Here is a 7,551-nt window from a genome sequence, read left to right as displayed (position 1 = left end):
ATGCGGGATACCGCCTCTGTTACTTTAACGGGTAATAGTGCTATCGTCGCATTGTCAGGCAATAGCCGGATAAATGTCGCGTAAATGTATCAGTGTCAAATATTGAAGCAGTTAGCCGCTAAAGCCTAATGGAAGATTGGTCTAATGAGTTGGTTAAGAGTATAGAAGCCGCAGTTCTTGAGGTGGAAAATTTTTTTGTAGATGTGACGGAAGAATTTAATCATATCATGGATGACCTGACCCAATTTTCCGAAGAAATTGCTGAGGAAGTCCAGAATAAGTTGATTCCCGACTTAGACCAGTGTTTAAATGATATCCTTGAGCCGATTCTGGATATATACTTAGATTTGGGACTAGATGATATTGAGGAGGAGGAAACTTTTGATCCCTTTGTCACCTATGTTCACCCCAGCGCGACCCAAAACCCAGCCTGTCGCGGATGTAATCACTATCATGGTAAAATCTACGGCGGGAATTTGTTAGTTTGTGGAATGCACCCATTAGGTGTGGAGGGTGACTCCTGTCCTGACTGGGAATCAGATCATGATTGATTTTTGATGGGTGATTTTTGATATTTATATAGGGCTTGTGTTTCAGCGGTGAGTCTACCTGGTATCCCTGTCATTCCCCCACAAATACACCTGAGACACTACCAACGTCAGGCGGTGTCCGAATGGTTTGCTAACCAGGGACGGGGAACCCTGAAAATGGCAACGGGTACGGGTAAGACTATCACAGCCTTAGCGATCGCCTCTGAATTATATCATAAAATTGGCTTACAAGTTGTTTTAGTTATCTGTCCCTATCGCCACCTAGTGACTCAGTGGGGACGGGAAGCCCAGAAATTTGGGATGACTCCCCTACTCGCCTTTGAAAGCGTCCACAATTGGCAGAAACACCTATCTACCTCCCTTTATAACATAAGTTCGGGTCATCTCCCCTTTCTCGCAGTCATCACCACTAACGCCACCCTAATTTCCGATAGCTTTCAGTCTCAACTGCGGTATTTCCCCCCCAAAACTTTGATTATTGGCGACGAAGCCCACAACTTAGGTGCGCCTCGCCTAGAAGCTAGTTTACCACGACATATCGGTTTACGTCTAGCACTTTCTGCTACCCCAGAACGTCATTTTGATGACCAGGGTACAAATGCTTTAATGGAGTATTTTGGTCGGGTTTTACAACCGGAACTTACCCTGGCTGAAGCTATCCGCCAAGGGGCGTTAGTTCATTATTTATACTATCCGATTTTGGTAGAATTAACCCCGGCTGAAACTCTGATTTATTCCCGCCTAACTACTCGCATTGGTTGGGCTTTAATGGACAATGATCAGGACTGGGAAACTAACGAAAATATCACGGCGCTATTGATGCAAAGGGCGAGAATAATTGGGGCTGCTAATAATAAAGTTAAAGCCCTGAGACAGTTAATGAGTAATCGTTTACAGACCAGCCACACGCTATTTTATTGTGGGGATGGTATCACGGAAAAAGGCACTCGCTTTGACCGACAACTAGAAGCGATCGTCTTTTTATTAGGGTCAGAATTGGGCTATCGTGTTAATACCTATACCGCCGCTACTCCTATGGCAAAAAGGGAAGAATTGCGGCAACAATTTGAATCAGGACAACTACAGGGTTTGGTAGCTATTCGCTGTCTTGATGAAGGGGTAGATATTCCAGCTATTCGTCATGCGGTAATTCTGGCAAGTAGCAGCAACCCCCGCCAATTTATTCAACGTCGAGGACGGGTTCTTAGACCTCATCCCGGAAAGGATAGGGCGACGGTTTTTGATATGATTGTTTTACCGCCAGACTTGGGCAGAAATACGTTAGATGTTGAACGGAATTTGTTAAAAAAAGAGCTAATCCGGTTTATGGAGTTTGCTGATATTGCGGACAATGCAGGAGAGGCTAGGGTGAAGTTATTACAACTACAAAAACGCTATGGTTTATTGGATTTATAAATCATCCATCATTAACCATCACCCCAGAGGGTGGTTTTCGGGGACGGAAAAACCCGGTTTTTATCGGCCTTTCTGGTTGTTAACCAAGATTTTTATAAAAAACCGAGTTGTTTGACTGATACCAAGTCTAATTAACAGCAGAACCCGCCCCTACATTATCTCTCTCACCCTCGCGGGTTTCGGGGACGGAAAAACCCGGTTTTTATCGGGCTTTCTGGTTGTTAACCAAGATTTTTATAAAAAACCGGATTTTTTGACTGGTGCCAAGTCTAATTAACTGGGGAACCCGCCCAGACATGATCTCTCGTTGTCTCAGAGTTGACGTGATTATGGGGGTTGTGCTAGAATGAAATGTCTTGATGTTAAATCGCCTATTTTTCGCTAGTAAAAAACCATCGATAACTCACGTTTGGAATAGTCTATGTCTTACCAATACTCAGAGGGTTTAATTCACGCGATTTCTAATGTATTCTCGGAGGCAAAATCTACCTATGGAGAAAACGCTAATCAGACATTAGTTCATGACCCGATTACAGATGCACCACCAGAGGTTAGGGAAATTATCGAAAGGGTTTTGCAGGCGGAAAGAGATAAACTATATATGAAAAGTCCCTGGAACATTAATGATGATGTTCTCAAGATTATTAAAGAGGTCATACAATGAATTTACTATCAATTCAGTTGTGTAACTTTCGGCAATTTTACGGAAAAAGCCCGATTATATATTTAGCTAAAGGGGAACGAAATACTACGGTAATTTATGGGAATAATGGTGCGGGTAAGACGACGATACTTAATGCGTTTAGCTGGGTTTTATATGAGAAATTTAGTGCAGCATTTGCGGTTTCGGAACAATTGGTTAATAAGCGATCGCTAACGGAAGCAGAACCGGGGAAGGCGGTAGGTTGCTGGGTGGAAGTTATCTTTGAACATGACCATAAACGCTATCAGGTTAAACGGGTCTGTCGCGCCTATAAACAACATGGGGAAATCGAACATTCTGACAGTGAGTTATATATGCAGGTGGCGGGAGATGATGGGCGCTGGACTTTGCCACCGCAGCCACCAGAAGAGATTATTAATCGCATTTTACCGATGAGTTTACATCAGTATTTCTTTTTTGATGGAGAACGTATAGAGCAAATTGTTAGGGATGAGAGAAAAGCGGAAATTGCGGAAGCTACTAAAGAGTTATTAGGGGTGGAGGTATTAAATAGGGGTATTAAACATTTAAAGGAAGCGAGAAAGTCTTTAGAAACTGATTTATCGATAATTGGTAATCCTGAGACAAAAAAGTTTTTAAACGACAAAAAAAAGCGGGAAGATGAAATCAATAATTTGTCGAAAAGACAAAAGGAAATCGAAATAGAATTAGCACATCATGAACAGTTGAAACGTACCCTAAATGCCCATTTATTAGATTTAAGTGGGGCGGCGGAGTTGCAACAATTGCGAAGTGAGTTAGAGAGTCAAATTATTTCAATCAGAGATAATTTAAAAAAGTCGAAACAATCGATTAATAAACTGTTATCAACTAGGGCTTATCCGGTTTTGTTGTCAGATACGATCGCTGATTTTCGTAACCTATTTTCAGGAATGCGAGAAAAGGGAGAGTTGATGACAGGAATTACTAAGCAATTTGTGAATGAGTTAATTAACCGCCAGCAGTGCATTTGTGGAACTCCTATAATAGAAGGAAGTTCGGAATGCGATCGCCTCAAAAGTTGGTTAAATAAAGCCGGAATGGCAGATATTGAAGAAACCGCTATCCGTATGTCTACCCAAGTTGATGATGTGGATCGCCAACTAGCAGAATTTTGGCAAGAAATTGACCATCATCAAATATCTATCAGCAAAAATAGGGCGGAATTATCCCAAATAGAAACCCGACTAGATGATATTAAGAAAAAACTACGCAATTTCCCAGATGAGGATATTCAACAACTGCAAAAACGCCTAGATGAAATCGAAAGCAGCATTGGTGAACTGAACCGAGAAATGGGTTCAAATTCTCAACAAATTGAGACTCTGACTCAAGAATGCGAGAAACTATCGAAACAAATAGATCGCCAACAAATGAATGAGATGAAGCAGATAACAGCGCAGCGACGCATTGCGGCGACGGAAGATGCGATCGCCAGATTATCCCAAGTCCTGGAACGTTTAGATCAGCAATTCCGTCAACAGTTAGAAAGCCGAGTGCAAAATATTTTTGCCAAAATTTCTTTTACCCCCTATCAACCGCAACTCAGCCCCAAATACGAACTTAAATTAGTGGAAAGAACCTCTGGAGAAGATGCGCCAGTAGCCTCTTCCACCGGAGAAAATCAAATTCTCAGTTTATCCTTTATTGGCGGAATTATCGAAGGTGTTAGAGAATGGAGTCAAAAAAATACCCTTATGGGACCAGATAGCAGTACATTTCCCATTGTGATGGATTCCCCTTTTGGTAGTTTAGATGAAATTTACCGCCGCCAAATAGCTCGCATTATTCCCGAGTTAGCTAACCAGCTAGTTGTATTAGTCACCAAAACCCAATGGCGAGGAGAAGTCGCTACAGAAATTGAACCCAAAATTGGGCGAGAATATATCCTAGTTTACAACTCGTCCAAACCCGATTGTGAGGAAGATTTCATTAATTTACAAGGGGTTAACTATCCCCTAGTTAAACTCAGTCCCAATCAGTTTGAGTACACAGAAATCATCGAAGTGGAAGCGGAATTTTAGAAATCCCAAGTATGATAATCATCTAACAATCCTGCCAGAAATTATAAAATATCCTGAGTAAATGTGATAGTATGATGTGGTTGTCGCTACTATCTTAAACTATGACTCCAGAAGTTGCGATCGCTGAGATCAGTATCAAAGAAAATCTTGAACAATTTTTGCTGGTCCTGCTGATTTCCCTCAGTGTAGCCACCATGTCTCGTCTATTTCCTTGGCTGCGAAAAATCCCCTTTACCCTATTATTGGTAATTGTCGGATTATTTTTAGCCTTTGAAGACATCCACCTAATCCAATTATCACCGGAACTAATCCTGGAAATTTTCCTGCCTCCCTTACTATTTGAAGCCGCCTGGAATCTGAATTGGCGAGACCTAAAACGAGATTTATTCCCGGTATTTTTATATGCAACTATTGGGGTAGTCATTTGTGTAGTAGGGATAGCTATTGGCTTAGATTTAGCGGTAGGAATGCCGATAGCGATCGCTCTGTTGGTAGGTGCAAGTTTATCAGCCACCGACCCCATCTCAGTAGTCGCCCTAATGAAGGAATTAGGAGCGCCTAAACGTCTGCGAGTCTTAATGGAAGGGGAAAGCCTATTTAATGATGGTATAGCGGTGGTAGCGTTCATCATCTTAGTCGGTTTTCCTATGGGAAACATCGAAATATCCCCGGCGGCGATCGTTTTAAAACTCTTATTATTTACAGGAATTGCGGTAGTTATTGCGGGGATAATTGGGTTTGGGATATCCTATCTAACTCAGCGTTTTGACTCTCCCCTAGTAGAACAATCCCTCACCCTCCTAGCCGCCTATGGAACCTATGTAGTCACCGAAGACTTAGGCGGATCTGGAGTTATTGGCGTAGTAGTAGTAGGGTTAATTTTAGGAAATTTTGGTTCCCGAATTGGTATGAATCCCCGTAGCCGATTAATCGTCAGCGAGTTTTGGGAATTTATGGCATTTTTGGTGAACTCAATCGTCTTCTTATTAATTGGCGCTCAAATTGAATTTGCGAGTTTAGCAACCAACATAAAACCCATTGCGGTTTCCGTCCTAGCCATGATGCTAACTAGGGTAATATCCACATTTACTTTAACCGCCATCAGTAACACATTAGCCAAATCAGAAATAGACCTACAAAATCAAACTATGCTGTGGTGGGGAGGCTTACGAGGTTCTGTTTCTATCGCCCTAGTCTTGAGTGTTCCAGTAGCTATACCTGAACGGGAAAATCTGATCGCGACAGTCTTCGGGGTGGTTTTATTTAGTCTACTATTTCAGGGTTTAACTACCCAGCCTCTCCTGCAATGGTTAGGACTACTCAAAGACCAACCCTTGCGTGAAGAATATCTGCAATTAGTAGCCCGTCGTGTAGCCCTAAACCGAGTACAAAACCACCTCTCCCAATCGGTTGTTAAGCAGGAATTAGACCCTGATGCTTATCAACATCAAGCCCAATTGATTAAATCTAAATTAGAAGCTATCACCACCAAAACTCAGCAGTTACTATCACAAGAACCCAAACTGCAAGAGTTGACCATAGAATTACTTCAGGAAGAATTAGTTGATATTGAGGCGGAAACCTATGCGGAATTTGTTAGATCCGGCCGTCTGAATACTCAACTATCAACCCTTTTATCGGAGGTTATGGAAGAGAAAGACCCAGAAACCGCATAAATAGCCAGGAGTCTGGCGCAGTTATATGACTCCCGTTAGAAGCGATCGCCTTAATGGCGAGATGAATTTTGACCAGTAACTAGAGGAAACAATACCGCCTAGATACTAGGGTGAGGGTACAACATAGCCGGGAGAAGAAACCTAGTTTAAAATGCTTGTGGAGTCGGTCTTACCGAGGTTTCAAGAGTAATTGAGTGGTATAGTTAAGAGGCAGTCTGAAAGAAGCCAGAATCCCCCGTTAGATGGCTTTAGCGATTAACGGCGGGAGTTTCAAAGCTATTAACCTTGTTCCAATTTATCAATCGCCAATGAATGTAATACCCGCCATAGACTTATTAGAAGGGCGCTGCGTCCGCTTGTATCAGGGAGACTACACCCAAGCCGAGACTTTTAATGAAGATCCTGTGGCTGTCGCCCAGGAATGGGTGTCCCAGGGCGCTACTCGTCTGCATTTAGTTGATCTTGATGGGGCGAAAACTGGACAACCTACTAACCATGCGGCTATTGGTGCGATCGCCAAAGCTGTCAAAGTCCCGATTCAAGTCGGCGGCGGGTTGCGTAGTCGTGATACTGTCGCCGCCCTATTTGATTTAGGGGTAGAAAGGGCAATTTTGGGGACCGTAGCGGTGGAAAATCCCCAATTGGTAGCTGAGTTATGCGCTGAGTTTCCCGGACGAATTGCTGTGGGAATTGATGCCCGTGATGGTAAAGTGGCGACTAGGGGTTGGCTAGAAACTTCTGAGGTCAAAGCCACAGACCTAGCCCACCAAATGGCACAGTTGGGCGTGGCTACCATTATTTACACTGATATTCACCGGGATGGGACTTTACAGGGTCCCAATAAAGCGGCATTGCGGGAAGTTGCGGAAATCGTCTCAATCCCTATTATTGCCTCCGGCGGTGTCAGTAGCATTACTGATTTATTAGGGTTATTGGGATTAGAACCCTTGGGGGTAACTGATGTCATTGTTGGCCGTGCTTTATATACTGGAGATGTGGTTTTAAAAGAGGCTATACAGGCGATCGGTCCTGGACGTATTCAGGATATACCCCCGGATTTTGGCAATTCAACTTTTGCCTAATCCTCTTCTCCCCAGAGGGCGGATTTATTCATATTATCCCCCTCTGATGTCATTAACGGCAGAACCCCATAAATAGGGCGGGTTAATTATTAATTATTA

The 7,551-nt window shown here is 42.9% G+C and carries 6 protein-coding genes; all 6 read left to right on the top strand.

Going from position 1 to position 7,551, the window contains the following annotated elements:
* The first annotated feature begins 128 nt into the window (after positions 1-128).
* The 6 genes from P5683_RS21100 to hisA all read left to right on the top strand — a co-directional run bounded on the left by P5683_RS21100 (position 129) and on the right by hisA (position 7,452).
* Entirely contained in the window at positions 129-551 is a 423-nt protein-coding gene (locus P5683_RS21100; RefSeq protein WP_006624030.1) for a hypothetical protein, read from the top strand.
* 48 nt (positions 552-599) lie between these two features.
* Entirely contained in the window at positions 600-1,967 is a 1,368-nt protein-coding gene (locus tag P5683_RS21095; protein WP_008053176.1) for a DNA phosphorothioation system restriction enzyme, read from the top strand.
* A gap of 421 nt (positions 1,968-2,388) precedes the next feature.
* Complete coding sequence (locus tag P5683_RS21090) at positions 2,389-2,631, top strand: hypothetical protein (protein WP_006624028.1); 243 nt, start codon at positions 2,389-2,391, stop codon at positions 2,629-2,631.
* The gene (locus P5683_RS21085) at positions 2,628-4,694 is read left to right on the top strand and encodes an AAA family ATPase (protein ID WP_315641006.1); all 2,067 of its coding nucleotides are present in this window, start codon (positions 2,628-2,630) and stop codon (positions 4,692-4,694) included. The genes P5683_RS21090 and P5683_RS21085 overlap by 4 nt, the downstream gene beginning before the upstream one ends.
* Before the next feature lie 101 nt (positions 4,695-4,795).
* Positions 4,796-6,370: a sodium:proton antiporter gene (locus P5683_RS21080; RefSeq protein ID WP_006624026.1), complete on the top strand. Its 1,575-nt coding sequence runs from the start codon at positions 4,796-4,798 to the stop codon at positions 6,368-6,370.
* Positions 6,371-6,678: 308 nt separating this feature from the next.
* Positions 6,679-7,452, top strand: coding sequence for a 1-(5-phosphoribosyl)-5-[(5-phosphoribosylamino)methylideneamino]imidazole-4-carboxamide isomerase (gene hisA / locus P5683_RS21075; RefSeq protein WP_174447167.1), 774 nt, complete (start codon positions 6,679-6,681; stop codon positions 7,450-7,452).
* Positions 7,453-7,551 lie beyond the last annotated feature (99 nt).

The organism is Limnospira sp. PMC 1279.21 (assembly GCF_032349615.1).
In the GTDB taxonomy this organism is placed as follows: domain Bacteria; phylum Cyanobacteriota; class Cyanobacteriia; order Cyanobacteriales; family Microcoleaceae; genus Limnospira; species Limnospira fusiformis.
The sequence above is the reverse complement of the archived record's forward strand: the minus strand, read 5'-3'. Positions and strand labels throughout refer to the sequence as shown.

Coding starts and splice junctions, on each gene's coding strand:
- P5683_RS21100 (WP_006624030.1), top strand. CDS start 129: ATGGAAGATTGGTCTAATGAGTTGGTTAAGAGTATAGAAGCCGCAGTT.
- P5683_RS21090 (WP_006624028.1), top strand. CDS start 2,389: ATGTCTTACCAATACTCAGAGGGTTTAATTCACGCGATTTCTAATGTA.
- hisA (WP_174447167.1), top strand. CDS start 6,679: ATGAATGTAATACCCGCCATAGACTTATTAGAAGGGCGCTGCGTCCGC.
- P5683_RS21085 (WP_315641006.1), top strand. CDS start 2,628: ATGAATTTACTATCAATTCAGTTGTGTAACTTTCGGCAATTTTACGGA.
- P5683_RS21080 (WP_006624026.1), top strand. CDS start 4,796: ATGACTCCAGAAGTTGCGATCGCTGAGATCAGTATCAAAGAAAATCTT.